Origin of the sequence: Bradyrhizobium sp. CCBAU 51765, assembly GCF_015291725.1 — a bacterium.
In the GTDB taxonomy this organism is placed as follows: domain Bacteria; phylum Pseudomonadota; class Alphaproteobacteria; order Rhizobiales; family Xanthobacteraceae; genus Bradyrhizobium; species Bradyrhizobium liaoningense.
This window is the reverse complement of sequence record NZ_CP030038.1, coordinates 7,932,195-7,958,140: the sequence shown is the minus strand read 5'-3', so window position 1 is coordinate 7,958,140 and position 25,946 is coordinate 7,932,195. Positions and strand designations below refer to the sequence as shown.

Below are 25,946 nucleotides of genomic sequence, written 5' to 3'. Positions count from 1 at the left end.
GCATGTATGTCGCAGTCAAGGGCGGCGAACGCGCCATCGAGAACGCCCATCGCCTGCTCGCGCATAAGCGGCGCGGCGACCAGGGCGTTCCGGAGGTCACGCTCGACCAGATCTCGGAGCAGCTCGGCCTCGCCGTCGACCGCGTCATGAGCGAAGGCTCGCTCTACGATCGCGAGCTCGCGGCCCTTGCGATCAAGCAGGCGCGCGGCGATCTGATCGAGGCGATCTTCCTGGTCCGCGCCTTCCGCGCCACGCTGCCGCGCTTCGGCGCCAGCGAGCCGGTCGACACCGGCGCCATGCGGGTGCAACGGCGGGTGTCCTCCACCTTCAAGGACATTCCCGGCGGGCAGATCCTCGGGCCGACCTTCGACTATACACATCGCCTGCTCGACCCCTCGCTCGCGGAAGGCTTCGTTCCCGACGCGCCGGCGACGGCTGAAGCGCCCACCGCGCCAACGCCGCGCGTGACCGACATTCTCGGCCGCGACGGGTTGATCGAACCCTCGCCCCGGGCCGAGGACGGCGCGCCGGTCGGCGATCTCACCCGCGAGCCGCTGAACTTCCCGGCGGACCGCGACCTGCGCCTGCAAAATCTGGCGCGTGGCGACGAAGGCTTCCTGCTGGCGATGGGTTATTCCACCCAGCGCGGCTATGGCCGCAACCATCCCTTCGCCGGCGAGATTCGCTTCGGCGAGGTCGAGGTCGAGTTCATCGCGGAAGACGCCGGCTTCGCCGTGCCGCTCGGTTCGATCGAGCTGACCGAGTGCCAGATGGTCAACCAGTTCAAGGGTTCTGCGACCGAAGCGCCGTGCTTCACCCGCGGCTACGGCCTCGCCTTCGGCCAGAGCGAGCGCAAGACCATGTCGATGGCGCTGGTCGATCGCGCATTGCGGGCCCGCGAGCTCGGTGAAGAGGCGCTCGCCCCTGCGCAAGACGAAGAATTCGTGATGTCGCATTCGGACAACGTCCAGGCGACCGGTTTCGTCGAGCACCTGAAGCTGCCGCACTACGTCGACTTCCAGTCCGAGCTCGGCCTGTTGCGCAAGCTGCGGCAGGAGTTCGCGGATGCCAATGCGCCTAATGCCATGAAGGAAGCCGCGGAATGAACGCGCCCGCCTACAACTTCGCCTATCTCGACGAGCAGACCAAGCGGATGATCCGTCGCGCGATCCTGAAAGCGATCGCCATTCCGGGCTACCAGGTGCCGTTCGCCAGCCGCGAGATGCCGATGCCCTATGGCTGGGGCACCGGTGGCGTGCAGGTCACCGCCGCGATCCTCGGTCCCCGGGACGTGCTCAAGGTGATCGACCAGGGCTCCGACGACACCACCAACGCGATCTCGATCCGAAAGTTCTTCGCCAAGACCGCGGGCGTTGCGACGACGACCGCGACGGGGGAGGCGACGGTGATCCAGACCCGTCACCGCATCCCGGAGACGGCGCTGAATGAAAACCAGCTGCTGGTCTATCAGGTGCCGATCCCCGAGCCGTTGCGTTTCCTCGAGCCGCGCGAGACCGAGACGCGGCGTATGCACGCGCTCGCCGAGTACGGCCTGATGCACGTCAAGCTCTACGAGGACATCGCCCGCTTCGGCCATATCGCGACCGCCTACGCCTATCCGGTCAAGGTGAACGCGCGCTACGTGATGGATCCGTCCCCGACGCCGAAGTTCGACAATCCCAAGATGGACAATTGTCCTGCGCTGCAATTGTTCGGCGCCGGCCGCGAGAAGCGCATCTACGCGATCCCGCCCTATACGGAGGTGGTGTCGCTCGATTTCGAGGATCATCCGTTCGAGCCTTACCGCTTCAATGCGCCCTGCGCGCTCTGTGGCGCGGAAGACTCCTATCTCGACGAGATCGTCACCGACGACCAGGGCGGACGGATGTTCGTCTGCTCGGACACCGATTACTGTGAGGGCCGTCAGGCCGCCGGCCATCACGGCAGTCTCAGCGCTGCGCCGTACAGGGAAAAGGCGGGCTCACATGGTTGATCAAGGCTCGGCCAATCTCGATACGCTCGAAAACGACCAGCCGTTGCTGGTGGCGCAATCTCTCAGCAAGTCGTTCGGCCGCATCGCCGCCTGCCGCGACGTCTCCTTCGCGCTCTATCCCGGCGAGGTGCTGGCGATCGTCGGCGAGTCGGGCTCGGGCAAGTCGACGCTGCTGCAGATGCTGTCGGGCCAGCTCGCGCCGAGCGGCGGCCATGTGTCCTACCGGATGCGTGACGGCGTCACGCGCGATCTCACGACGCTCGGTGAAGCCGAGCGACGTTTCCTGTTCCGCACCGATTGGGGTTTCGTGCACCAGGACCCCGCGCAGGGCCTGCGCATGGCGGTCTCGGCCGGTGCCAATGTCGGCGAGCGGCTGATGGCCGTGGGCTGGAACCACTACGGCCGCATCCGCGAGACCGCGTCGGACTGGCTCACCCGCGTCGAGATCGACGTCGCGCGCATCGACGATGCCCCGCGCACCTATTCCGGCGGCATGCGGCAGCGTCTTCAGATCGCCCGCAACCTCGTCACCGAGCCGCGGCTGGTGTTCATGGACGAGCCGACCGGCGGCCTCGACGTGTCGGTGCAGGCGCGCCTGCTCGATCTCGTGCGCAGTCTCGTCGCCGAGCTGCATCTCGCCGTCATCATCGTCACCCACGATCTCGCGGTCGCGCGCCTCCTGTCACACCGCGTGATGGTGATGAAGGGCGGCCGTGTCATCGAGACCGGTCTCACCGACCAGGTGCTCGACGACCCCCGCGAACCCTACACGCAACTCCTCGTCTCCTCGATTCTCCCGCCATGAGCTTTTCGATGACCGCCATGATCGACGTTGCCGATGCCCGGAAGACCTTCACGATGCACCTGCAAGGCGGCATCGAGCTGCCGGTCGTGCGCGGCGTGACGTTCCACGTCTATCCCGGCGAGTGTGTCGTGCTGTCGGGACCCTCGGGCGCCGGCAAATCGTCGATCCTGAAGATGATCTTCGGCAACTACCGTTGCGATAGCGGCCGCATCGGCATCCGCCATCGCGGCGCGCTGGTCGATCTCGCCGCCGCCGAGCCGCGGCAGATCCTCAACATCCGCCGCTCCACGATCGGCTATGTCAGCCAGTTTTTGCGGGCTGTGCCGCGCGTTGCCACCATCGACGTCGTCGCCGAGCCGCTGATCGTCAACGGCATGGCCCGTGCCGACGCACAGGCGCGCGCCGGCGAGCTGCTGCATCGTCTCAACATCCCCGAGCGGCTCTGGCAACTGCCGCCCGCGACATTCTCCGGCGGCGAGCAGCAGCGCGTCAACATTGCGCGCGGCTTCATCTCGGACCTGCCGATTCTGCTGCTGGACGAGCCCACCGCCTCGCTCGATGCCGCCAATCGCGCCGTCGTGGTCGAACTGGTCGCTGAAAAGAAGCGTCAGGGCGTTGCCATGGTCGCTATTGTCCATGACGACGAAATCCGTCATCTGATTGCGGACCGCATCGTCGACGTCGCCAGCTTCGCTGCCGCGGCCTGAAGGAAGAGGAAATGAACCCCAAGCCGAAGGACGCCGTCATTGCCAACGCCAGGATCGTGCTGGCCGAACGGGTGATCGAACAGGGCTGGCTCGCTCTTGCCGACGGACGCATCGCCGAGATCGGCGAGGGCAGGGCGCCTGCGGGTGCCGAGGACGCCGGGGGCGACCTGATCATGCCCGGCCTGATTGAGCTCCACACCGACCATCTCGAAGCGCACTATGTGCCGCGGCCGAAGGTGTTCTGGAATCCGGTCGCGGCCGTCATTTCCTATGACGGCCAGCTCGCGACCTCGGGCATCACCACGGTTTTCGATTCGCTCCGGGTCTGGCGCGAGGACGGCGCCGAGGAAGTCGACGGTCGCGCCGGCGTGCTCGCCGCCGCGATCACGACCGCGCGCGATGCCAGCCTGCTGCGCGCCGACCACTTCCTGCACCTGCGCTGTGAGATCCCGATGCCGAGCGTGGTCGAGGAGGCCAGGGAGCTGATCGACCGCCCTGACGTCAAGCTGATGTCGCTGATGGATCACACGCCCGGCCAGCGTCAGTTCCGCGACGAGGTCAAGCTGCGCGACTACTATCGCGGCAAGGGCGGCGGCAAGACCGATGCCGAGCTCGATGAGCTGTTTGCAAAGCGCTTCGAGTATCAGAAGCAATATGCGGCGAACAACATGCGCGAGATCGTGGCGCTGGCGCATCAGTACAGGATTCCGCTGGCGAGCCACGACGACACCACCGAGGAGAACGTCGCGGACGCCGTGCGCGATCGCGTCTCGGTGGCGGAATTCCCGACCACGCTGGAGGCCGCGCGCGGCCTGCACCAGGCCGGCATCGACATTCTCATGGGCGCGCCCAACGTCGTGCGCGGCGGCTCGCACTCCGGCAACATCGCTGCGGTCGATCTCGCCCGCGAAGGCCTGCTCGATATCCTGTCGTCGGACTACATCCCCTCGAGCCTCCTGATGGGCGCGCTGCAACTGCCGGAGCATGTGCCGGCCATCAGCCTCCCGGCGGCAGTTCGCACCGTGACGAAAGCGCCCGCCGAGGCGGTCGGCCTCACTGACCGCGGCGAGATCGCGACCGGCAAGCGCGCCGACCTGATCCGCGTGCACGTTGCCGGCAGCATTCCCGTTGTCCGCAGCGTCTGGCGCGAAGGGAACCGCGTCGCATGAGCGAGACCGTGACCACGGCACAGGACGAGGCGGAGTCGATCGGCCCCGGGCGACTTGTGCTCGTGGTCGGTCCCAGCGGCGCAGGCAAGGACACCTTGCTGCGTCTGGCGCAGGCGGCCTGCGCCGACGATCCCGACATCATCTTCCCGCGCCGGGTCGTGACGCGAGAGTCCTCGGCCGACGAGGACAACATTGCGGTGAGCCAGGAGGAATTTCGCCGCGTGCGAGAGCACGGCGATTTTGCCGTGCATTGGGAGGCGCATGGGCACGCCTATGCCCTGCCGCTCGAGATCAACGACGACATCCGGGCCGGCCGAGCCGTCGTTGCCAACGTCTCGCGCACGGTGGTTGCCGCGCTGCGCCGAGCCTATGTAAACGTCGTGGTCGTCGCGATCACGGCGCCGCCGGACGTACTGGCGCAGCGGCTTGCCGCGCGGGCGCGGCACAGCGACGGAAACATCGCCGAGCGGCTGTCGCGCAGTGTTGACGACGCGTCGGTGCGGGCCGACGTCACCATCCTCAACGCCGGCAGCGCGGACTATCACGGCCGCCAGCTCGCGCGCGTGATCAGGAATGAAGGCTGGCAGGAGTAGCTGCCGATGCAACGAGGAGAGAATGGAATGACGGTGGTCGGAACGGTCGAACAGTTGGAAGCCATCTACGGCGCCACCAATGATGCCTCGACCGTGAAAGTCGCCGACCACGTCACGCCGCTCTACCGCATCTTCATCGAGAAGGCGCCGTTTGCCGCGCTCGCCACCATCGGGCCCGAAGGCATCGATTGCTCGCCACGCGGCGATCTCCCCGGCTTCGTCCGCATCCATGATCCCAAGACGCTGATGCTGCCGGACCGCCGCGGCAACAACCGGGTCGATTCCCTGCGCAACATCGTGCGCGATCCCAGGGTGTCGCTGATGTTCCTGATTCCCGGCTCCGGCAACGCCGTCCGCGCCAATGGTCGCGCGCATCTCTCGATCGATCCGGAGCTGCTGGCCTCGTTCAAGGTTGAAGGCAAGGCGCCGCGCAGCGTCATGGTGATGAACGTCGATGAAATCTACTTCCAGTGTGCCCGCGCCATCGTGCGTTCCGACCTCTGGAATCCCGACAAGCGCGTCGATCCAAGAACGCTGCCGACGCCCGGCCAGATCCTCGCCGAGATGAGCGAGAACAAGGTCGGCGGCGCGGAGTACGACCGCATCTGGCCCGAACGCGCGGCCGCGACGATGTGGTAGCTCTGTCTTCCCCTCTCCCCTTGTGGGGGAGGGTGGCTCGCCGCATAGCGGCGAGACGGGTGAGGGGTTCTCTCCGCGCGCTAGTCTCTCGCATCCGAACCTGCGGAACGAACCCCTCATCCGGCGCTTCGCGCCACCTTCTCCCACAAGGGGAGAAGGAAGAGGGAGTCCGCTGCGGACGGCAATGCTTCAATTAAACGCCATCCCGCCGCTGAGCGCCACGGTCTGCCCGGTCATGTAGGCGTTGTCGACCAGCAGCATCACCGCTTTCGCCACCTCCTCCGCCGTGCCGAAGCGCCCGAGCGGGATGCGGCTGACGAGCTGGGGCTGGCCGCTCATCATGTCGGTCTCGATCAGCGACGGCGCCACTGCGTTGACGGTGATACCCTCCTTCACCAGCCGTGCGGCATAGCCTCGCGTGAGGCCTTCCATGCCGGCCTTGGACGCATTGTAGTGCGGGCCGATCGAGCCGGCGCCGCGCGCAGCGCCCGAGGAAATGTTGACGATGCGGCCCCACTTCCTGGCGCGCATCGACGGCAGCACGGCCTGCGTGCACAGGAAGGCGGATTTCAGGTTGACCAGGATGGTGCGGTCGAAATCGTCTTCGGTGAGATCGTCGATGCCGCGCGTGATGGCGATGCCGGCATTGTTGACGAGGATGTCGATCGGCCCGAGCCCGGCCGTGACGCGCTCGACCATTGCGGCCACGGCCTCGTGCTGCGAGACGTCGGCGGCGACGACGACGGCGCGGCCGCCTTGCTTGACGATCTCGCCCGCCAGCAGCTCGGCCTGATCGATCCGCTCGCGGCAATTGATCGCCACGGCAGCACCTGCTTCGGCCAGCGCGCGACAGACCGCGGCGCCGATCCCGCGCGACCCGCCGGTCACGAGCGCGGTGCGCCCCTTCAGATCATCAGCCATCTCTAGACCTCCCGAATTGCCTCCGTTTTGGCTCCCGAAGCGTATCACGCCGCCCGTGCGCCTGTGTTGAACTCATCGCGAGATGAATCCGTCTGCCAGTGCTTGCGCCGAGAGAATCGCCCCGGCGCGCCGGACGTAAATATGGTTAGCCATTTCATTGACCAATCGTGCCAATCCCTCGATATTCGGAGCATCGAAACTGCTCCTCGAGCTTGATGTCGCGATATGAGAATGGATCATCAGCGTAACCAAGGCGACATGCATGCGTGCATGACGCGGCGCTGTTTCTCCGCGGCAACGGGCGCCTGTTGTTGCTGACCGCCTCTTAGCAACACCTCACAGCGAAATCCCAAGACAGGAACGCCGAGACTTCGGCGAACGAGCAGTCATGTCCCAGACCCCGTCGAATGCCTACATCATCGAAATCCACGACCGTGCCGCCGGCATCATCACGCGAGACGAGCGCGGTTTCCGTTTCTTTTCCTCCGAGCGCCTGTTCGACCGTCTCGAAGGCCGCCAGTTCCGTTCGGCCGGCGACGCCGAACGCGCCGCACGCGCCGTGCTCTCGCAGCGGAGCCGTCGCGCGAGTTCCCCGCTCCTCGCCAGCTGATCCCACCGAAAGGACTGCAACATGATTGCACGACGACATATCCTGACCGCAGCGCTGCTCATCGCCACCGCCGTCGCCGCCCCCGCCCACGCCGAGGACAAGCCGGCCGAGATCCGCATCGGCACGCAGAAGGGCGGCTTCTTCCCCGCGGTGCGCCAGCGTCAGACGCTCGAGAACGCCTTCAAGCCGCTCGGCATCGAGATCAAGTGGATCGACTTCCAGTTCGGTCCGCCGCTGCTGGAGGCCATCAATGTCGGCAGCGTCGATTTCGGCTATGTCGGCGACTCCCCGCCGATCTTCGCGCAGGCCGGCGGCGCCAAGATCCGCTACGTCGCTGCGGTGAAATCGGAAGGCAACACCCAGGCGATCATCGTGCCGAAGGATTCGGCCATCAAGACGCTCGCCGATCTCAAGGGCAAGCGCGTCGCCTTCGGCAAGGGATCGAGCGCGCATAATCTATTGGTCGCTGCGCTCGAGAAGGCCGGCCTATCCTGGTCCGACATCACGCCGGCGCCGCTCGCGCCTGCCGATGCGACGGCCGCCTTCATCAAGGGCTCGGTCGACGCCTGGTCGATCTGGGATCCCTATCTGGCGCTCGCCGAATTGAAGGAAAAGGCGCGCGTCATCGCTTTCGACAAGGACGTGCACAGGCCGAATGCGTTCTACATCGCCAACACGGATTTCGTCGAAAAGTATCCGTCGCTGGTCGCCAAGCTCAACACCAGCTTCGCCGCTGAAGGCGTGTGGGCAGAGACGCATCACGAGGAGGTCGCGAAGGCGCAGTCCGAGGCAACGGGCGTGGACATCGAGGCTGTCCGCCGCTTCGTCAATCGCTCGACCTACAGCGTGGTGCCGCTCGACGCCGAGGTGATCAAGACGCAGCAGACGGTTGCCGACCGCTTTGCAAGGCTCGGCCTGATTCCGAAGCCGGTCAACGTCTCCGACATCGTCTGGAAATGGACGCCGGGCTCCTGAAGCAGCGCGACTGATCAACTCCTGCGGCGCGCCCTGGTGCGCGCCGCCTTCTTTGCGGCGGCGGAGCGGACCTTGGCGCCCTTGGTGCGGCTCGCCTTGCGCGCAGCGGCAGAACGTGACGCCGCGGTTCGCCGGCTTGCGGCCCGCTTGCCCTGCTTCGACAGCGCACTGCGTGATGCGGTCGAGCGCGGCTCCTTCTTCAGGACGTTCTCGACCGCACGCGAGACGCGCGGGCGGCGCTTGGGCGTGCGTTTACCCTGGCCGACCTCATAGGCATATTTGGCGCTGCGGCGCGTCGCCTTCCTGGTGCGCCCCTTGCGTGGCGGCGGCAGGTCGACACCGGCGCGGCGTGCCTCGGAAAGGCCGATGGCGATGGCCTGCTTCGTCGAGCGCGCCCCGTGCTTGCCCTTCCTGATCCTGTCGATCTCGTCCTTGACGAATTCGCCGGCCTGCGTGCTCGGCGATTTGCCGGCGCGCTTGTCCTGCCTGGCTTTACGAATGACTTCCTGTCTTGGCATGGTCGAGTTCCCTTCTTGATTGAGAAGGATGTCTCACCGCAACGCGGAAGGCAGAAGATCGATCCAGTCAGTTCCTCAGCGCCGCCAGCAGCTCGTCCGGACGTTCGGCCATGATCATGTGACCGGCGCCGGGCACCACGACGGTCTTCGCATGCGGGATCGCGGCCGCAAGCGCCTTGCCCGCCTTCGCCGGCGTCATCATGTCCCGCTCGCCGAGAATGAGCGTCGTCGGCACCTTCACGCTTGCGGCGGCCGCAAGCGCATTCGTGTAGGCATTGCAGGCCGACAAATCCTTAAACAATACGCCCGGCGCACAAGCCTGAAGCACGGCCTGGGCGCCGCCATGCATCCACAGGCCCGGCGCGAGGCTGCCGCCGAGTTCCGCGTTGAAGCCGAGGCCCCAGATCGAGACCATGTCGTTGGCATCCTGCGAATTGGCTTCGGCCGCCTTGAGCAGATCCGGGCCGACGGTCATGGTCGCCGCGGTGCCGATCAGGCTGAGCGCGGAGACCTTGTCGGGATGGCGCGCCGCCGTCTCCAGCGAGATCAACGAGCCCATGGAATGGCCGATCAGATGCGCCTTGGTGGCGCCTGCCGCATCCAGCAGCGCCGCTGTCCAATCGGCCATCTCCGCGATGCTGCCGAGTGAAGGCCCGGCGGAGCGGCCGTGGCCGGGCAGGTCGGGCGCGAGAACGGAAAAACCATGATGGGCGAACCAGCGCGTGTGCAGCGCCCAGGTGGAATGGTCGAAGCCGGCGCCGTGGATGAAGACGACCGAGGGCAGCGACTTGTCGAAGTCGCGGCCGCCGGTTGCCGCGAACACTTCAGTGCCGTTGACGGAGAGCTTCATGGCGTCAGACCTTTTGCGAGATGCGCAGCGCTTGGGCGAGATCGTCGATGATGTCGCTTGCCGTCTCGATGCCGACCGACAGCCGCACCAGCTCCTCGCCGACGCCGGCAGCCTTGAGCTGCTCGGCGTCCATCTGCTGATGCGTGGTCGAGGCCGGGTGAATCACCAGCGTCTTGGCGTCGCCGACATTGGCGAGATGGCTGATCATGCGCAAGCTTTCGATGAACTTGCGGCCCGCGGGCCGGCCGCCCTTGATGCCGAAGGACACGATCGAACCGGCGCCGCGGGGCAAGAGCTGCTTGGCGAGCTGATAGTCCGGATGGGTTTCCAGCGAGGGGTGCAGGACCCAGTCGACGGCCTTGTTGGATTTCAGCGCCTCCAGCACGAGATGCGTGTTCTGCATGTGGCGGTCCATGCGCACGGGAAGCGTCTCCACGCCCTGCAGCAGCTGGAACGCGTTGGTCGGCGACAGGCAGGCGCCGAAATCGCGCAGGCCCTCGGTGCGCGCGCGCATGATGAAGGCCGCCGTGCCGAACTGCTCGTCGAAGACGATGCCGTGATAGCCGCCATAGGGCTCGGTCAGCACGCCGAACTTGCCGGAGCCGCGCCAGTCGAAGCGGCCGCCGTCGACGATGGCGCCGCCGATCGCGATGCCGTGGCCGCCGATCCATTTGGTCGCCGAATGCATCACGATGTCGGCGCCCAGTTCGATCGGGCGGCTGAGATAGGGGGTGGCAAAGGTGTTGTCGATCAAGAGCGGGATCTTGGCCTCATGCGCGATCGCTGCGACCTTCGGAATATCCAGCACCTCCAGCCCGGGATTGCCGATGGTCTCACCGATCACGAGCTTGGTGTTCGGCTTGATCGCCGCGCGGAATGCGTCGAGATCGCGCGGCTTGACGAAAGTGGTGGTGATGCCGAAGCGCGGCAGCGTGTGCGCCAAGAGGTTGATGGTGCCGCCGTAGAGCGAACTCGACGCCACGATGTGGTCGCCGGCATTGAGCAGCGTGGCGATGGCGAGGTGCAACGCCGCCATGCCGCTGGCAGTGCAGATGGCGCCGACGCCGCCTTCGAGAGCCGCGAGCCGCTCCTCGAGCACGCCCGTGGTCGGATTGGAGATGCGGGTATAGATGTGGCCGGCGCGCTCCAGGTTGAACAGCGCCGCGGCGTGATCGGAATCCTGGAACACGTAGGACGTGGTCTGGTAGATCGGCACCGCCCGGGCGCCGGTCACGGGATCCGGATGCTGGCCCGCATGCAGGCTCAGGGTCTCGAAAGCAGGCGGTTTTGGCGCGGGCATGCGTGGCCTCGTTGGTCGGTCGGCGATGGCGGCTCTTGTGCCACAAAACGAGGGACCACGTCAGCCCATTGACAACGCCGCCTAACCCCGGATCGCCTGCTCGATGGCGCGCGCCTCCCGCAACAGAATCTCCGCGACCTCCTGCTCGCGGCGGGGGCCGAGCCTGGTTCGAACGGCGGAGACCGTGATCGCGGCGGTCGGCTGTCCGTCCGGGGTCTTGATCCAGGTCGAGATCGATTTGGTGCCCTGCACGAGGCCGATCTCTCTCATGTTGTAACCCCGCCGCCGCGCTGCAGTGACCTGGCTCGTCACGGTGCCCACGTCGGTCTGGTAGGCCTCGAACCGCTTCTCGTTGGCTGCAACGATCTTTCGCGCGTCCTGCGCCGGCATCGCGGCAAGGATCGCGACGCCCGCGCTGGAGACGCCGAGCGGCCGGCGTGCGCCGATCTCGATCGACAGGACCTGAATCGGATAGACGCCGATCCTGCGATCGACGCAGAGCGTGTCGTTGCCGGTGCGCACCGTCAGGAACAGCGTGTCGCCGATCTCGGCGGACGCGCGCTGCAGCGACGGATTTGCGGCGACCAGCAGCCGCGACGGCCGCGGCCGTGCGAGCGCCAGCTCCGGCACCTGGTTGCCGATCGCGTAGCGGCCGCTCTTGCCATGCCGCTCGACGATGCCTTCCTCGATCAGCACGTGGACGATGCGATGCACGGTCGGACGGGTGAGGCCGGTGGCGCGGACCACCTCGGCCAATGGCACACCGTCTTCGCGGCCTGCGGCAAGGATGCGCAGCACCGCGAGCGCCCGCCGGATCGCCTGCGCGCCCTGTCGCGGCTCCTCGGCGCCACCGGCGGATTTCGTTGAACGCCTCTTGTCCATATTATGGACAAGAACGCCACAATTCCCTCGACAGGGCAAGCGCGCATCTGGAGATTGCGGCCCAATCGGAATGCCATGCGAGACGTCGGGCATTCGAACTGAGTTCGTAGCGTCGCCGGGAGGTTAACATGAGATTAATCTGGATTGCCATAGCTGCCGTCACCGCAATGCTGGCCGGCCCCGCATCGGGCCAGGAATGGCCGGCGCGCAACGTCAAGCTGATCGTGCCCTATCCCGCCGGCGGCAATGTCGACAGCGCCGCGCGCATCGTCGCCGACAAGCTCCAGGAAAAGCTCGGCCAGCCCTTCATCATCGAGAACAAGGCCGGCGCCGGCGGCATGATCGCGGGCGAAGCCTTCGCGAAATCCGCGCCCGACGGCTACACGCTGTTCGTCGGCGCCAACGGCCCGGTGCTGTTCGCGACCGAGATCAACAAGCGCGACGCCTACAACTGGAAGAAGGACTTCCTCCCGATCTCGACGATCTCGATGACGCCGCTGGTGCTCGAGGTGCATCCATCGGTGCAGGCGACGAATTTCAAGGAGTTCATCGATCTCGCCAAGCGCGAGCCCGGCAAGTTGACCATGGCTTCGCCCGGCCCGGGCACCACCAACCATCTGCTCAGCGAGCTGATGCAGGAGAACCTCGGCCTGCAATGGGTCACCGCGCACTATCGCGGCAATGCGCCGGCGATCAACGATCTGCTCGGCGGCCAGGTGCAGTTCGCGTTCGACCAGCTCACGGTCAGCCTCCAGCACATCAAGGCCGGCCTGTTCCGCGCGCTTGCGGTCACCAGCCCGCACCGGCTGAAGTCGCTGCCGGACGTGCCGACCTTCGCCGAACTCGGCTACAAGGATTTCGACGGCCAGACCTTCACCGGCCTGTTCGCGCCCGCAGGCACGCCGGCGCCGATCGTGGACAAGCTGCACGAGACGCTGGTCGCGATCCTGAAAGACCCCGCCATTGCCGAGAAGTTCGAGAAGCTCGGCGGCGAGGCCATGCCGATGACGCCGGCCGAATTCAGGGCCTATCTCGAACGCGAGGACGCCAAGTGGATTCCGGTGGTGCGCAAGGCCAACATCAGGGCGGATTGATCGATGCGGATCGATCCCGCCGAGCTCGGCGCCGAGCGCATCTACCGGCTGATGACCGGCATCGTGGTGCCGCGCCCGATCGCGTGGGTCACGAGCCTGTCAGCCAAGGGCGTGCTCAACCTCGCGCCGTTCAGCGCCTTCACCTTCGTCTCGCAGAAGCCGCCGATGCTGGCCATCAGCGTCGGCCGCAAGGGCGCCGATTACAAGGACACCGCGCACAACATCCTCGACACCGAGGAGTACGTGATCCACATCGCCGATACGCCGCTGATGAATGCGGTGCACGACAGCTCTGTCGAGCATCCGCCCGAAATCAGCGAGGTCGAGCATCTCGGGCTCGAAACGCTGCCCTGCGATCTCGTCAAGGTGCGCCGGCTCGCCGCTGCACCCGTCGCGATGGAGTGCCGTTTCCGGCAGTGCCTCGAATTCGGCGACGCCAAGAGCCGGCTCATCGTCGGCGAGGTCGTGATGTTTCATCTGCGCGACGGCCTCGTGAATGACGGCAAGGTCGAAACCAGCGCGCTCGACCCGATCGCGCGGATCGGCGGCCCGCGTTACGCCCGCCTCGGCGAGATCGTGACGCTGAAGACCGTGTTCCAGACTCCCAAATCGAAAGACTGAGTGCGCGGGTCTGTCTCGGGCCCAGCTGCCTCAAGATCATTGGAGGAAATACAATGCGACTCCTGAGCTATCTCCTGGATGGTGAGCCGCGCTACGGAGCGGCCGTCGAAGGTGGCGTGATCGATCTGACGAAACGGATCGGCCGCGATTTCTCGGATGTGAAGGCGCTGATCGCAGCGAATGCGCTGTCCGATGCGCAGGAAGCGGCGGCCGGACAGAAGCCCGACTACCCGCTGGAAAAACTCGTCCTGCTGCCGCCGGTGCTGGCGCCGGAAAAGCTCTGGTGCATCGGCGTCAACTACGCCGAGCGCAACGCCGAATATAAAGACAGTTCGGACCTGCCCAAATATCCCAGCCTGTTCGTGCGCAGCATGTCCTCGATGACCGGCTCCGGCCAAGCGATCGAGAAGCCCAAGGTCTCGGACCAGCTCGATTATGAAGGCGAACTCGTCATCGTGATCGGGCAGGGCGGCCGTCACATCCCGCGCGAGCAGGCGTGGTCGCACATCTTCGGCATGACGCTCTGCAACGAGGGCACCATCCGCGACTGGCTGCGCCACGGCAAGTTCAACGTCACGCAAGGCAAGAATTTCGACCGCTCCGGCAGCATCGGCCCGTGGATCGTGACGTCTGACGAGCTCGACCCGCGAGGGCCTCTCGACATCGTCACGCGCGTCAACGGCGAGGTGCGGCAGCAGGATACGACCGAGCGGCTGATGTTCCCGTTCGATTTCCTGATCTCTTATCTCTCCACCTTCGCGACCTTGAAGCCCGGCGACATGATCGTGACGGGCACGCCGACCGGGGCGGGCGCGCGGTTCGACCCGCCGCGCTGGCTGAAGGTCGGCGATGTCGTCGAGGTCGAGTCGAGCCGCATCGGCGTGCTGCGCAACACCGTGGCCGCGGAGCAATAGATCATGCTGGATGCTGCGACGATCGAACGTCTTGCCGCGCGCCTCGACGAAGCCGAGCGCACGAAATCGCTGATCCCGATGTTCACGAAGGAGTACCCCGACTTCAGCATCGAGGACGCCTACGCGGTGCAGCGCGCCTGGACCAGGCTCCAGCTCGGCCGCGGCCGCGTCATCAAAGGGCACAAGATCGGCCTGACATCGAAGGCGATGCAGAACGCGGTCGGTATCTCCGAGCCCGACTACGGCGTGCTGTTCGCCGACATGTTCTATGCCGATGCGACGCCGATTCCGTTCGACCGTTTTCATGCGCCGCGCATCGAGGTCGAGCTTGCCTTCGTGCTGAAGGCGCCGCTGCGCGGGCCCGATTGCACCATCTTCGACGTGCTCAACGCCACCGACTACGTCACGCCCGCACTGGAAATCCTGGAGACGCGCATGCACCGCGTCGATCCGGAGACGGGCAAGGCGCGCAAAGTCATGGACACGATCTCGGACAACGCGGCCAATGCCGCGCTGGTGCTCGGCGGCCGGCCGATCCGCCCGATGGATGCCGATCTGCGCTGGATTGGCGCGCTGCTGTTCCGTAACGGCGAGGTCGAGGAGACCGGCCTTGCCGCCGGCGTGCTCAATCATCCCGCCAACGGCATCGCCTGGCTCGCCAACCGCCTCGCGCCGCATGACGAGCACCTCAACGCCGGCGAGGTCGTGCTGGCGGGTTCCTTCACGCGCCCGGTCGACATCCGCCGCGGCGACACCTTCCACGCCGACTACGGCGCCTTCGGCTCGGTGTCGTGCCAGTTCGTCTGAAGCAACAACAAACAGGGAGCGCACCATGACCGGTCAAACGCGGCGCAAGAGCATCCACATCGGCGGCTTCAAGCACGTCAATCCGATCCCGAACGCCTGCCGCATCGGCAATCTCGTGATGTCGGGCGTCATCCTCGGCCGCGATCCCGCGACCAATGCAATGCCAGAGAGTCTCGACGCCCAATGCGCCAACATGTTCGCGCATATGAAGGCGACAGTGGAGGCTGCCGGCGGCACCACCGACGACATCATCAAGATGACGGTGTGGCTGAAGGACCGCGGCAATCGCGGCCCGGTCAATGTCGAGTGGCTCAAGATGTTCCCGGACGAGCATTCGCGCCCGGCGCGCCACGCGCTGCCGATGGACAACATGGACGGCGGCGCGCTGGTGCAGTGCGACTTCACCGCCGTGATCGACTAAAGGAGTTTTGCGCATGCCGACCTATCTGCCGTTCGATCCGAACCCGCGCCGCCCGAGCAAGGCGCCGCCGCCGAAGACCGTCGACAGCCAGTTTCACGTGCTGGGGCCCATCGACAAATATCCGGAGCGTCCCGGCGCCGCCTATCGGATGCCGACCGCGACCTGGGAGGCGGCGTTGCGCATGCACAAGGCGCTCGGCATCGAGCGCGGCATCATCGTGCAGACCACGACCTACGGTGCCGACCATGCCGTCGTGCTCGACGGCCTCGCCGCCATGGGCCCGAACTATCGCGGCTGCGCCAATGCGCTGGTGTTCGCCGAGGCGAGCGACGCCTACCTCGCCAAGCTGCACGATGCCGGCGTGCGCGGCGCGCGCTTCAGCTTCCGCCAGGAGCTCGGTGCCGTGCTCTCCGATGCCGATTTCGCCCGCGCGATCGCGCGCATCCGCGAGCTCGGCTGGTACGTCAAGATCCAGCCGGAGAAGGACGGCATCATGTCGAGCGTCGCCAAGTACGAGACTCTCGACGTGCCTGTCCTGATCGACCACATGGCGCGCCCCGATCCCGGAGCCGGCAAGGCCGATCCGAATCTGCGCAAGATGCTGGAGCTGCTCGGCAAGGGCAATTTCTGGGTGATGCTGTCGCTCGGCGAGAAGACCTCGAAGACCGGGGCTCCCTACGACGACGTGATCCCGATCGCGCGCGCCTATATCGAGGCCGCTCCCGATCGCTGCGTCTGGGCCAGCGACTGGCCACATCCGGTCTCGGTGAAGCAGCCGCCCAACGATGCCGACCTGCTCGAGCTGATGTATCGCTACGCTCCGGACCAGGCGGAGCTTGAGAAGATCCTGGTGCACAATCCGGCCAAGCTGTTCGGCTTTCCGGACTAGAAGGCTCAAGGCTCGCCACGAACGCGCTGCGCTCCCTCTCCCGCTTGCGGGAGAGGGCGGGGGTGAGGGCTCTTTCCTCTAGGGGATTGTCCCATTGTGGAGACACCCTCTCCCCAGCCGTCCCCCGCACGCGGGGGAGGGAGCGCACCTTCAGTGCCGAGCCGCCTCACCTCACCGGCTGCACCGCCAGCCGGTCCCGTACCTCGGCCGCGATCTCGAACGAGCGCAGCCGCGCGGCGTGGTCGTAGATCTGCCCCGTCGTCATCAATTCGTCCGCGCCGGTTTCGGCGATCAGCGCCTTCAGCTTCGCTTCGACCACGTCGGGCGAGCCCACTGCAGAGCACGACAGCGACTGACCGACGCCGGCCTTCTCGGCCGGCGACCACAGCGCGTCCATGTCGTCGACCGGCGGCGGCAGCGGGCCCGGCGTGCCGCGGCGCAGATTGATGAACTGCTGCTGCAGCGACGAGAACATCCGCTGCGCCTCGTCGTCGGTGTCGGCGGCGAACACGTTGACGCCGATCATCGCATAGGGCTTGTCGAGCTGCGAAGAGGGCTCGAACCGCGCGCGATATTCGCGCAGCGCCGGCATCATCATCTGCGGCGCGAAATGCGAGGCGAACGCAAAGGGCAGCCCGAGCATCGCGGCAAGCTGCGCACCGAACGTGCTCGATCCCAGGATCCAGAGCGGCACCTTGGTCCCCATGCCGGGCACGGCGCGGATCGCCTGGTTCGGCTGCACGTCGCCGAGCAGCGCCTGCAGCTCCAGCACGTCATGCGGAAAGTTCTCGGAGGTGGTGGCGAGGTCGCGCCGCAGCGCCCGCGCCGTGAACTGGTCGGTGCCAGGCGCCCGGCCGAGCCCGAGATCGATCCGCCCGGGATAGAGCGATTCCAGCGTGCCGAACTGCTCGGCGATGACGAGCGGCGAATGGTTCGGCAGCATGATCCCGCCGGAGCCGACGCGGATCGTCTTGGTCCCGCCCGCGACATGCCCGATCACGACCGACGTCGCCGCGCTCGCGATCCCCGTCATGTTGTGATGCTCGGCCAGCCAGAACCGTTTGTAGCCCCACGCCTCGGCATGCCGGGCAAGGTCGAGCGAGTTGCGGAAAGCCTGCGCCGCATCGCCGCCCTGGCGGATGGGAGCGAGGTCGAGCACGGAGAAGGAGATCATGCGGGGGCACCTGAAGTGGAGGATCTGCGCGATGATGCGCGTGTGCAAGGGTCACATGTAGTGTTGGGAAGACATGGCCGCCCAACAGTTCGAGCTGCCCGCATGGCCGTTCACAACACTGTTATTGCGACCGATGGTCCCCTCCCTCTCAACTGGGCGTTCTGCGCCTGTTGTTGTAGCTTGTGCGAGCAAGAGCCCCGTTGCCGGGAGGACCTGACATGACCAACGTCGCACTCGACCGCCGCAGCCTTCTCGCCGCCGGCGGCACCGTCCTCGCAACCGGGGTCTTGGTATCAGCCTTCCCCGGCCTCCTGGTGCCGGCGCGCGCGGACGGCCTCGCACCGACCCAGTCGATGTCGGGCGGGGCGAACAATTACCGCAAGGGCGCGGCGATCGTAGAGCGGATCGGCAAGGGCGGCTTCTGGATGAGCGGCACCGTCCGCCGCGCCGGCGACGGCGCGCCGCTCGCCGGGCAGCGCATCCAGATCTGGGCCCACACGGTCGAAGGGCAGGAGCACGAGCCGCAGAGTCATGGCGCCACGCTCACCGACAAGGACGGCAAGTTCCGGCTCGAGATGCCGCAGATCATTCCGATCTTCGGCCAGCCGCATGGCCACCTCGCCTATGACAGCGGCGAATTCAAAACCGTGTTCCTGCGGCCGGTGATGCGGAGCGCCAAGGAAACCAGCCTCGAGGCGCACTTCGTGCTGCAGCCGGCCTGAGCTGACTCTGCAAATGAGGGAATGGAAATCGGCCCGGGCGGTCTTGATCTGGGTCGCGCTTGTCCTTGCCATTGGCGTGCCGATCGCCGCTGCTGCGGCAAGCGAGCAGCTCGCATGGCGCGGCCCGGTATACATTCTCGCCGGCTTTGCCGGGATCATCGCGCTCGGCCTCGTGCTGGTGCAGCCGCTGCTGATCGGCGGATATCTGCCTGGCCTGCCGGCCTATCGCGGACGACGCGCCCATCACTGGATCGGCGGTGCGCTGGCGGTGGCGGTGGTGATCCACGTCGCCGGCCTCTGGTTCACCAGCCCGCCCGACATGATCGATGCCCTGACCTACACATCGCCGACGCCGTTCTCTCCCTTCGGCGTGACCGCGATGTGGGCCATCTTCATCATTGCGGTTCTGGCGCTGCTGCGCCGGCGGTTGGGACTGCGGCTGCGAACCTGGCGCATCGTCCATATCCCCCTCGCGATCGTCATCGTCGCAGGCAGCGTGGTGCACTGCCTGCTGATCGAGGGGACGATGGAGACGATCTCGAAGGCGGCGCTGTGCGCGCTCGTCCTAGCGGCGACCGTAAAGGTCATGATCGACCTCTGGAGACGACGGACGCTGCGCGGCGAGAGTGTTCCGCGGCACTAAACGCGCCGAATTGACCGCGCGTCGCAGACCTGCTTGATCGAACACATTGAGCGTCACTCATTGGGCGACGTCAGCGCCGGTGTGCTCTGCTTGCCGCAGATGGCGAGGGCGCATATCCTTGCGCAATGGCCGCCAGCGATCCCGATCTGAAAGCCTTCCTGCTTGCCACACCGTTCTTCGGCGGTCTCCCGGAGCCGAGCCTCGACCTCCTGATTTCAATGCTGGTCGAGCGCCGCTTCGATGCCAACGCGACCGTCGTCGCTGAGGGCGAGCCGGGACGCTCGATGTTCATCGTCAAATCCGGTCGGCTGGCGGTGAGCAAACGGGCCGGTTCGGGCAGTGTCATCCCGCTTTCCGGCCTGGAGCCTGGCGATTTCTTCGGTGAAATGACGCTGATCGAAATGCAGAACCGCTCCGCCACGGTGGTCGCGGAGGCACCGACGGTGCTGTACGAGTTGACGGCCCAGAAGCTCTACGCTTGCTACAAGGCCGATATCCACGCCTATGTGATCGTTCTGCAGAACATCAATCGCGAGCTGTGCCGACGGCTGCGACGGGCGGACGAGCGGTTCGCGACACTGCAGGTGGGTGCCTCAATTGATCATGCGCAGGACGTGTAAAACCCTTGCGAAACCATCATGTTTCGCACTGAGCAAGGCTCGATAGGTCCTGGAAATCACGACTTGTCGTGCGCGTACTTCTCCAAGACCAGCCGCTCATATTCATCTCGCACGGCTCTTCGCGAAACATGCCCTTTCCGGTCTTTGGCGATTTTCAGAAGGTCGGGATCAGTCGGTGCCCTCGACGTCCGCCTGAATCTCGCAAAGAACCGGGTCGGAGGTGACGATGTCCTTCCAAACAGCCGGTCAAACCATTCCATGGTGTCCTCCCGGACGGACCGCAGGTTACGATATTATCACCATGAATTTAGGGGTCAAAAGGACAGCGTGACTGCATCTTTGCGGAGAGCGCCACCGCAAGCGGATATCGATCCCAACGATTTTGACCCGTCGGCAAAACACCCTTTCTCTCGCAGACCCCCGTCAACCCCCTTCCACAAAAATATTCCGCTTTACCGAAATTCGGAATTGCGGCATATTCCCGCCATCCCGGCCCAAGGAGAGGGGCGATCGTACGTCGTCACGAACGTGGGCCGGGGTGCGGTGGACGCGACAGCGCCGGGCATGCGAGGTGGGACCAGGGCGAGATGAACCTCGTGAGGGCCCGACTGCGTGCGGACGAACGGCGCTCAGGTCCGGCGAAGCCCTTGGGCGGAGCCGGGCCGCTGCGTACGGCGAAACCGCGTGGTCCCGACCGTCGTTGCTACGGTCAAGCCTTGCGGAGATGGGTCGGGGCTCAACCGGGGCTCGGGACATCGCCAATTCGCGAGGTGACGGAGGCCAGAAGGAACTCGGCTCCGGGGAGAGCGCGCATAAGCCGTCAAACCATCGCGCAGGGAAGGCCGGGTGTTTTCCGGCCCACCTGTTGTCCCGCTTGCGCATTTGCGTGTGCAAATTCTTCGCGCGGCGGATCATGGGTGCCAGCCGGCACCCGGCCTTCCCTGCGCTCTCTTCACATGGAGAGGGGTCAAGGAAACCAGCAAAACTCGGACGCTTCGCGCCGCGAGAATGCTGCTTCATGTGTGAGCGCAGGAATGACCGAGCTTTCTCGCCTCGCCGGTGCCGCTCGAGGATCAGCGGCGTGCGGCGATCGCCGTCAGCTCCAGCTTGACGCCCGGGCCGAGATCCGCGACGCCGATCGCGGCACGCGCCGGCAGATGGTCCGCGGTGAAAGTGCGCTTCCACACCTGGTTGAACGCTGCCTTGTCGGTGAGATCAGCCATGAAGATGGTCACCTGCAGAACGCAGGAGAGATCGGATCCGGCCCCATCAAGCAGGGTCTTCAACTGGCGCAGCACATCGTCGGCCTGGCCCGCCATGTCGAGCCCCGGATCCTCGGGAACGATACCGCCGAGATAGAGTACGCCGTTATGCTCGACGATCTCGTGGAGCAGTCCTTCATAGGGCAGGGAACGTTTGATCACGATGGCATCCGGGAGTTGCGGGCTCGCTGGCCAGGCGCAGGGCTTTGTTTCAATAAGGCGTGCTTCAATGGGGGAAGCTGGTGCTGCCAGACAGGATTGAACTGTCGACCTCTCCATTACCAATGGAGTGCTCTACCACTGAGCTACGGCAGCATGTGCTGGTGAAAGAATCGGGCGCCCGAAGGGGCCTACCAAGCGGGCCGATATCTGCCACAAGCCCCCCTCCTGTGCAAGCATGCAAGCCCCGCCAGAATGAGAAAATCGAGCCGATATCGGGGCCAAAATGCCCCATTTGATGGGAAATCACAGACTTTCCGCCGATTCGGGGCCCGATATCCCGGCCAACTGGCCAGTTGCCCGGGATGCTGGACTTGCTCCATTTCGCGTTTCGCACGATCGGATCGCGTCGGCCTCTTGAGCTGCCACACTTCGATGGCATCCTGTGCCGGATTTCCGTGAATGGACCTTTGATGACCGACCAGAACGACAAGAGCGCGAGCCAGGCGCGGGCGTCCCGGGACGACCGCCTGAAATCGGCGCTGCGCGAGAATCTGAAGCGGCGGAAGATGCAGGCGCGCGAACGCGCCGCAAGCACCGACCCCTCGCAGAACGACGATGGTTCCCTAGATGAGGGGGCCGCTGGCAAGACCGGTAATTGAAGGCGGGCGGCTGGAATTTTTGGAGTGCATGAGGTGGCCATGGGGCAGGACGAACCGCAACGAACCGACCGTGACGCGCAGCTGTCGCGCTTCATTCGCCCCGAGCAGACCTTTCCGGCGCTGACGCCGGCCGAGATCGAACGGATCAGGCACTTCGGCGAAATCCGCACCTTCGTGGATGGCGAGTTGCTGTTCGAGACCGGCAAGCCCGGCCCCGGCATGTTCGTCCTGCTGAAGGGCCTTGTCGCGATCACCCAGCGCGACGGTCTCGGTCACGTCACCCCGGTGATCGACCAGGGGCCGGGGCAATTCCTGGCCGAACTCAGCCAGCTCTCCGGCCGGCCTGCGCTGGTCGACGGCCGCGCCAAGGGCGATGTCGAGACGCTGCTGCTGCCACCGGACCGGCTGCGCGCGCTGCTGGTCGCCGAGGCCGAGCTCGGCGAGCGCATCATGCGGGCGCTGATCCTGCGCCGGGTCAACCTGATCCAGGACGGCGCCGGCGGCCCCGTGCTGATCGGACCGTCGAACTCCGCCGGCGTGGTGCGGTTGCAGGGGTTCCTCACCCGCAACGGCCAGCCGCATCATCTGCTCGACCCCGATCGCGATCGCGATGCGGCTGAACTGATCGCGCGCTATTTGCCGAAGCCCGAAGACTGGCCGCTGGTCGTCACTGCCGATGGCGCGGTGCTGCGCAATCCGAACGAGACCGAGCTCGCGCGCGCCATCGGCATGATCGGCGGCGCGAAGGGTGACCGCATCTACGACGTTGCGGTCGTCGGCTGCGGACCCGCAGGGCTCGCCACCGCCGTGTATGCCGCGTCCGAAGGGCTGTCGGTCGCGGTGCTGGATACCCGCGCCTTCGGCGGCCAGGCCGGCGCCAGCGCGCGGATCGAGAACTATCTGGGCTTTCCGACCGGCATCTCGGGCCAGGCCCTGACCGCGCGCGCCTTCACCCAGGCGCAGAAATTCGGCGCCGACATCATGATTCCGGTGACGGTGAGGTCGCTCGACTGCACGCGCAAGGACGGCGCGTTCTCGGTGGCGCTCGACGGCTGCGATCCCCTGCGCTCGCGCGCAGTGGTGGTCGCGAGCGGCGCGCGCTATCGGCGGCCTGACATCGCCAGCCTCGACAAGTTCGAGGGACGCGGCGTCTGGTACTGGGCTTCGCCGGTCGAGGCGCGGCTCTGCGCCGGCGAGGAAGTCGCGCTGGTCGGTGCCGGCAATTCGGCAGGGCAGGCGGCCGTGTTCCTGTCGGGGCATGCGAAGCGCGTGCTGATGATCATCCGCGGCGGCGGCCTCGGCGCCAGCATGTCGCGCTATCTCATCGAGCGCATCGAAGCGACGCCGAACATCGAATTGATGTTCAACACCGAGATTACCGCGCTCGAGGGCGACGAGGCCGCGCTGCTGCGGCGCATTCGCTGGAAGAGCCGGTTGTCGGACGACGAGGATTCTGCCGACATCCGTAATCTCTTCCTGTTCGTCGGCGCCGATCCAGCCACCTCCTGGCTCGATGGCTGCGGCGTGACGCTCGATCGCGGCGGCTTCGTCGTGACAGGTGCGCAGTCCGAACAGAACCAGGGCAAGCTGGTGGCGCCGCTGGAAACCTCCGTGCCCGGCGTCTACGCCGTCGGCGACGTCCGCTCCGGCTCGGTCAAGCGCGTCGGCGGCGCCATCGGCGAGGGCGCGCAGGTCGTCGCCTCCCTGCACGGCTATCTCGGCGACGTCGCAAAACCGGCGCTTTAGGCAAGGAGAAGACAAGCGAATGGCAAGTCAAATGGGACTTGCCATTGCGCCACATCCTGCAGACTATCCCCTCATCCTGAGGAGCGCGCCTGAGCGCGCGTCTCGAAGGATGAAGGCCCGGAACGACGACCCGGGCCTTTCATGGTTCGAGACGCGTGCTTCGCACGCTCCTCACCATGAGGATCCAAACACAACAAATTTTTCAAGGGAGGACCAAATGGCTGAAATCGTCGTGCTGTACAAGACACCCAAGGACGCTGCCGCCTTCGACAAGTACTATGCCGAGACGCACATCCCGCTCGCCAAGAAACTTCCCGGGCTGAAGAAATACGCTGTCAGCAAGGGGCCGGTCGCATCTCCCGCAGGTCCTTCCGGGATCCATCTCGTCGCCATTCTCACCTTCGACAGCGTGGCCGACATTCAGGCGGCATTCGCCAACCCCGAAGGCAAGGCAACCGGCGCCGACGTGCCCAAGTTCGCCAGCGGCGGTGCCGACCTCTTGATCTTCGACACCAAGGAAGTGTGAAGGATCGATTCGACTTTCGTCGGAAATGGTCGTCCGCCGTGACGGCGACGCGAAAAAATCGGCCACGCGTTTGTCGATTCGCACGATAACGCATGGCCGCGCCTCTGCATCTGACGACAACGCAGGTGGCAATCCCATGAGGACCGTAATACTACTCTCAACATCTCAATGCGGAGAATAGGAGAGATGTCATGGTCCTTGGGTTGAGTCTGCCCGCCCTTACGCTGATCCATGTCATCATCAGCCTGATCGCCATCGTCGCCGGCCTCGTCGTGATGTTCGGCCTGCTCGGCTCGAAGCCGATGCCGGGCCTCACCGCGATCTTCCTGCTGACCACGATCCTCACCAGCGCCACCGGCTTCCTGTTTCCGTTCAAGGAGCTGCTGCCCTCGCATATCATCGGCATCATCTCGCTAGTGCTGCTCGCGATCGCCTGCGTCGCGCTGTACGGCATGAAGCTCGCCGGAGTCTGGCGCCCGGTCTATATCGTGACCGCGATGATCTCGCTCTATTTCAACGTCTTCGTGCTGGTCATCCAGTCGTTCCTGAAGGTGCCGGCGCTTGCCGCGCTCGCACCGGCCGTGCCGCCGGCGCCGCCGTCCGGTCCGGTGTTCGCCGTGGTGCAGGGCATCGTTCTGGTGTTCTTCGTGGTGCTGACCATCGGCGCCTGGCGCCGGTTCAGACCGATGGCGCTCGCCTGACCGTTCGCACGCGCGACGCATTCACGCGTCATTCCGGGGCGTCGCGCAACGATGAGCTCTGGTGCGCAATCGCGCACCTGAGAATCTCGATTTAACGATCTCCAGATTCCGGGTTCACGCGTCGCGTGCCCCGGAAATGACTCTCTCACTACAGGAGCCCCCACCATGCCCACCATCACCACCAAAGACGGCGTCGAGATATTCTACAAGGATTGGGGCGCCGGCCAGCCGATCGTGTTCAGCCACGGCTGGCCGCTGTCGTCGGACGACTGGGATGCGCAGATGCTGTACTTCGTGACGCGCGGCTACCGCGTCATCGCCCATGACCGCCGCGGCCACGGCCGCTCGGCGCAGGTCGCCGACGGCCACGACATGGATCACTATGCCGACGATCTCGCCGCGCTCACCGCCCATCTCGACCTCAAGAACGCCATCCATGTCGGCCATTCCACCGGCGGCGGCGAGGTCGTGCACTACATCGCGCGCCACGGCGAGAGCCGGGTGGCGAAAGCCGCGATTCTCTCTGCCGTGCCGCCGCTGATGGTGCAGACCGCGGCCAATCCCGGCGGCCTGCCGAAGAGCGTGTTCGACGATCTCCAGAAGCAGCTCGCCGCCAGCCGCACGCAATTCTATCGCGACCTCCCCGCCGGCCCGTTCTACGGCTACAACCGCCCCGGCGCACAGCCGTCGGAAGCGGTGATCCAGAATTGGTGGCGCCAGGGCATGATGGGCGGCGCCAAGGCCCATTACGATGGCATCGTCGCGTTCTCGCAGACCGACTTCACCGAGGATCTCAAGAAGATCAACGTGCCGGTGCTGGTGATGCACGGCGACGACGACCAGATCGTGCCTTACGCCGACTCCGCGCCGCTCTCGGCCAAGCTGCTCAAGAAGGGCATCCTGAAGACCTACAAGGGCTTTCCGCACGGCATGCCGACCACGCACGCTGAGACCATCAACGCCGACCTGCTGGCGTTCTTCAGGGAGTGAGTGACTCCTACCCTCCCCTTGCGGGGCAGTGCC

The 25,946-nt window shown here is 65.7% G+C and carries 30 protein-coding genes and 1 tRNA gene; 23 read left to right on the top strand and 8 right to left on the bottom strand.

All coding sequences use genetic code 11. The features are described from left to right. The first annotated feature begins 2 nt into the window (after window positions 1-2). The 7 genes from XH96_RS36915 to XH96_RS36885 are packed head-to-tail and all read left to right on the top strand — an operon-like array spanning window position 3 to window position 5,906. On the top strand, window positions 3-1,106 hold the full coding sequence (locus XH96_RS36915) for a carbon-phosphorus lyase complex subunit PhnI (RefSeq protein WP_194390176.1): 1,104 nt from the start codon (window positions 3-5) through the stop codon (window positions 1,104-1,106). Then, entirely contained in the window at window positions 1,103-1,993 is an 891-nt protein-coding gene (locus tag XH96_RS36910) for an alpha-D-ribose 1-methylphosphonate 5-phosphate C-P-lyase PhnJ (RefSeq protein ID WP_194390175.1), read from the top strand. The genes XH96_RS36915 and XH96_RS36910 overlap by 4 nt, the downstream gene beginning before the upstream one ends. Continuing rightward, complete coding sequence (phnK, locus tag XH96_RS36905; protein WP_194390174.1) at window positions 1,986-2,798, top strand: phosphonate C-P lyase system protein PhnK; 813 nt, start codon at window positions 1,986-1,988, stop codon at window positions 2,796-2,798. Before XH96_RS36910 ends, phnK begins: the two co-directional genes overlap by 8 nt. 8 nt (window positions 2,799-2,806) lie before the next feature. Next, window positions 2,807-3,505, top strand: a complete 699-nt coding sequence (gene phnL, locus XH96_RS36900; RefSeq protein ID WP_194390173.1) for a phosphonate C-P lyase system protein PhnL — start codon at window positions 2,807-2,809, stop codon at window positions 3,503-3,505. Between the two features lie 11 nt (window positions 3,506-3,516). Next, window positions 3,517-4,674, top strand: a complete 1,158-nt coding sequence (locus XH96_RS36895; protein ID WP_194390172.1) for an alpha-D-ribose 1-methylphosphonate 5-triphosphate diphosphatase — start codon at window positions 3,517-3,519, stop codon at window positions 4,672-4,674. Further along, the gene (gene phnN, locus XH96_RS36890; protein WP_194390171.1) at window positions 4,671-5,267 is read left to right on the top strand and encodes a phosphonate metabolism protein/1,5-bisphosphokinase (PRPP-forming) PhnN; all 597 of its coding nucleotides are present in this window, start codon (window positions 4,671-4,673) and stop codon (window positions 5,265-5,267) included. The genes XH96_RS36895 and phnN overlap by 4 nt, the downstream gene beginning before the upstream one ends. Window positions 5,268-5,294: 27 nt before the next feature. Beyond that, window positions 5,295-5,906, top strand: coding sequence for a pyridoxamine 5'-phosphate oxidase family protein (locus XH96_RS36885; protein WP_194390170.1), 612 nt, complete (start codon window positions 5,295-5,297; stop codon window positions 5,904-5,906). A 189-nt stretch (window positions 5,907-6,095) separates the two neighbouring features. Here XH96_RS36885 and XH96_RS36880 read toward each other — a convergent pair whose 3' ends face one another. Further along, a complete protein-coding gene (locus XH96_RS36880) occupies window positions 6,096-6,827 on the bottom strand; it encodes an SDR family NAD(P)-dependent oxidoreductase (RefSeq protein ID WP_194390169.1) in 732 nt (243 codons plus the stop codon). Between the two features lie 388 nt (window positions 6,828-7,215). On the opposite strand from XH96_RS36880, the gene XH96_RS36875 reads away from it, so the two are divergent. After that, complete coding sequence (locus tag XH96_RS36875; RefSeq protein WP_194390168.1) at window positions 7,216-7,437, top strand: hypothetical protein; 222 nt, start codon at window positions 7,216-7,218, stop codon at window positions 7,435-7,437. A gap of 21 nt (window positions 7,438-7,458) precedes the next feature. After that, the gene (locus tag XH96_RS36870) at window positions 7,459-8,412 is read left to right on the top strand and encodes an aliphatic sulfonate ABC transporter substrate-binding protein (RefSeq protein ID WP_194390167.1); all 954 of its coding nucleotides are present in this window, start codon (window positions 7,459-7,461) and stop codon (window positions 8,410-8,412) included. A 14-nt stretch (window positions 8,413-8,426) separates the two neighbouring features. Here XH96_RS36870 and XH96_RS36865 read toward each other — a convergent pair whose 3' ends face one another. The 4 genes from XH96_RS36865 to XH96_RS36850 form a co-directional block, all read right to left on the bottom strand. Beyond that, complete coding sequence (locus tag XH96_RS36865; protein WP_194390166.1) at window positions 8,427-8,930, bottom strand: DUF6496 domain-containing protein; 504 nt, start codon at window positions 8,928-8,930, stop codon at window positions 8,427-8,429. A gap of 67 nt (window positions 8,931-8,997) precedes the next feature. Beyond that, window positions 8,998-9,780 carry an alpha/beta fold hydrolase gene (locus XH96_RS36860; RefSeq protein ID WP_194390165.1) on the bottom strand — a complete coding sequence of 261 codons (783 nt, stop codon included), beginning with the start codon at window positions 9,778-9,780 and terminating at the stop codon, window positions 8,998-9,000. 4 nt (window positions 9,781-9,784) lie between these two features. Beyond that, entirely contained in the window at window positions 9,785-11,080 is a 1,296-nt protein-coding gene (locus XH96_RS36855) for an O-acetylhomoserine aminocarboxypropyltransferase (RefSeq protein WP_194390164.1), read from the bottom strand. 81 nt (window positions 11,081-11,161) lie between these two features. Further along, a complete protein-coding gene (locus XH96_RS36850; protein ID WP_194390163.1) occupies window positions 11,162-11,962 on the bottom strand; it encodes an IclR family transcriptional regulator in 801 nt (266 codons plus the stop codon). Window positions 11,963-12,090: 128 nt separating this feature from the next. Between XH96_RS36850 and XH96_RS36845 the strand changes: the two genes are divergently transcribed. The 6 genes from XH96_RS36845 to XH96_RS36820 are packed head-to-tail and all read left to right on the top strand — an operon-like array spanning window position 12,091 to window position 16,708. Continuing rightward, complete coding sequence (locus tag XH96_RS36845; protein ID WP_194390162.1) at window positions 12,091-13,056, top strand: tripartite tricarboxylate transporter substrate binding protein; 966 nt, start codon at window positions 12,091-12,093, stop codon at window positions 13,054-13,056. Window positions 13,057-13,059: 3 nt separating this feature from the next. Beyond that, window positions 13,060-13,677: a flavin reductase family protein gene (locus tag XH96_RS36840; protein WP_194390161.1), complete on the top strand. Its 618-nt coding sequence runs from the start codon at window positions 13,060-13,062 to the stop codon at window positions 13,675-13,677. Window positions 13,678-13,730: 53 nt separating this feature from the next. Next, on the top strand, window positions 13,731-14,591 hold the full coding sequence (locus tag XH96_RS36835) for a fumarylacetoacetate hydrolase family protein (RefSeq protein WP_194390160.1): 861 nt from the start codon (window positions 13,731-13,733) through the stop codon (window positions 14,589-14,591). Between the two features lie 3 nt (window positions 14,592-14,594). Further along, window positions 14,595-15,398 (top strand): 2-oxo-hept-4-ene-1,7-dioate hydratase, encoded by an 804-nt coding sequence (gene hpaH, locus XH96_RS36830; protein ID WP_194390159.1) that lies wholly within the window; start codon window positions 14,595-14,597, stop codon window positions 15,396-15,398. Between the two features lie 25 nt (window positions 15,399-15,423). Next, a complete protein-coding gene (locus XH96_RS36825; protein WP_131871708.1) occupies window positions 15,424-15,819 on the top strand; it encodes a RidA family protein in 396 nt (131 codons plus the stop codon). Between the two features lie 13 nt (window positions 15,820-15,832). Then, window positions 15,833-16,708, top strand: a complete 876-nt coding sequence (locus XH96_RS36820; protein WP_194390158.1) for an amidohydrolase — start codon at window positions 15,833-15,835, stop codon at window positions 16,706-16,708. Between the two features lie 166 nt (window positions 16,709-16,874). On the opposite strand, the gene XH96_RS36815 is transcribed toward XH96_RS36820, so the two are convergent. Continuing rightward, window positions 16,875-17,882 carry an LLM class flavin-dependent oxidoreductase gene (locus XH96_RS36815; RefSeq protein WP_194390157.1) on the bottom strand — a complete coding sequence of 336 codons (1,008 nt, stop codon included), beginning with the start codon at window positions 17,880-17,882 and terminating at the stop codon, window positions 16,875-16,877. Window positions 17,883-18,100: 218 nt separating this feature from the next. Between XH96_RS36815 and XH96_RS36810 the strand changes: the two genes are divergently transcribed. From XH96_RS36810 to XH96_RS36800, 3 genes are all read left to right on the top strand, one after another. Beyond that, window positions 18,101-18,604, top strand: coding sequence for a Twin-arginine translocation pathway signal (locus tag XH96_RS36810; RefSeq protein WP_194390156.1), 504 nt, complete (start codon window positions 18,101-18,103; stop codon window positions 18,602-18,604). A 13-nt stretch (window positions 18,605-18,617) separates the two neighbouring features. Continuing rightward, window positions 18,618-19,247: a ferric reductase-like transmembrane domain-containing protein gene (locus XH96_RS36805; RefSeq protein WP_194390155.1), complete on the top strand. Its 630-nt coding sequence runs from the start codon at window positions 18,618-18,620 to the stop codon at window positions 19,245-19,247. Window positions 19,248-19,372: 125 nt separating this feature from the next. Then, entirely contained in the window at window positions 19,373-19,867 is a 495-nt protein-coding gene (locus tag XH96_RS36800) for a Crp/Fnr family transcriptional regulator (protein ID WP_194390154.1), read from the top strand. 1,073 nt (window positions 19,868-20,940) lie between these two features. On the opposite strand, the gene XH96_RS36795 is transcribed toward XH96_RS36800, so the two are convergent. Together XH96_RS36795 and XH96_RS36790 are read right to left on the bottom strand one after the other, a co-directional pair. Further along, window positions 20,941-21,291, bottom strand: coding sequence for a RidA family protein (locus tag XH96_RS36795; protein ID WP_194390153.1), 351 nt, complete (start codon window positions 21,289-21,291; stop codon window positions 20,941-20,943). Between the two features lie 78 nt (window positions 21,292-21,369). Continuing rightward, window positions 21,370-21,444 (bottom strand) — tRNA-Thr (locus XH96_RS36790). A 317-nt stretch (window positions 21,445-21,761) separates the two neighbouring features. On the opposite strand from XH96_RS36790, the gene XH96_RS36785 reads away from it, so the two are divergent. The 5 genes from XH96_RS36785 (at window position 21,762) to XH96_RS36765 (ending at window position 25,913) form a co-directional block, all read left to right on the top strand. Beyond that, window positions 21,762-21,950: a hypothetical protein gene (locus XH96_RS36785; RefSeq protein WP_194390152.1), complete on the top strand. Its 189-nt coding sequence runs from the start codon at window positions 21,762-21,764 to the stop codon at window positions 21,948-21,950. A gap of 39 nt (window positions 21,951-21,989) precedes the next feature. Next, window positions 21,990-23,696, top strand: a complete 1,707-nt coding sequence (locus XH96_RS36780; RefSeq protein WP_194390151.1) for an FAD-dependent oxidoreductase — start codon at window positions 21,990-21,992, stop codon at window positions 23,694-23,696. Window positions 23,697-23,913: 217 nt separating this feature from the next. Further along, window positions 23,914-24,222, top strand: a complete 309-nt coding sequence (locus tag XH96_RS36775; RefSeq protein ID WP_194390150.1) for an EthD family reductase — start codon at window positions 23,914-23,916, stop codon at window positions 24,220-24,222. A 191-nt stretch (window positions 24,223-24,413) separates the two neighbouring features. Beyond that, entirely contained in the window at window positions 24,414-24,923 is a 510-nt protein-coding gene (locus XH96_RS36770; protein WP_194390149.1) for a hypothetical protein, read from the top strand. A 165-nt stretch (window positions 24,924-25,088) separates the two neighbouring features. Then, the gene (locus XH96_RS36765) at window positions 25,089-25,913 is read left to right on the top strand and encodes an alpha/beta fold hydrolase (protein WP_194390148.1); all 825 of its coding nucleotides are present in this window, start codon (window positions 25,089-25,091) and stop codon (window positions 25,911-25,913) included. Window positions 25,914-25,946: the final 33 nt, after the last annotated feature.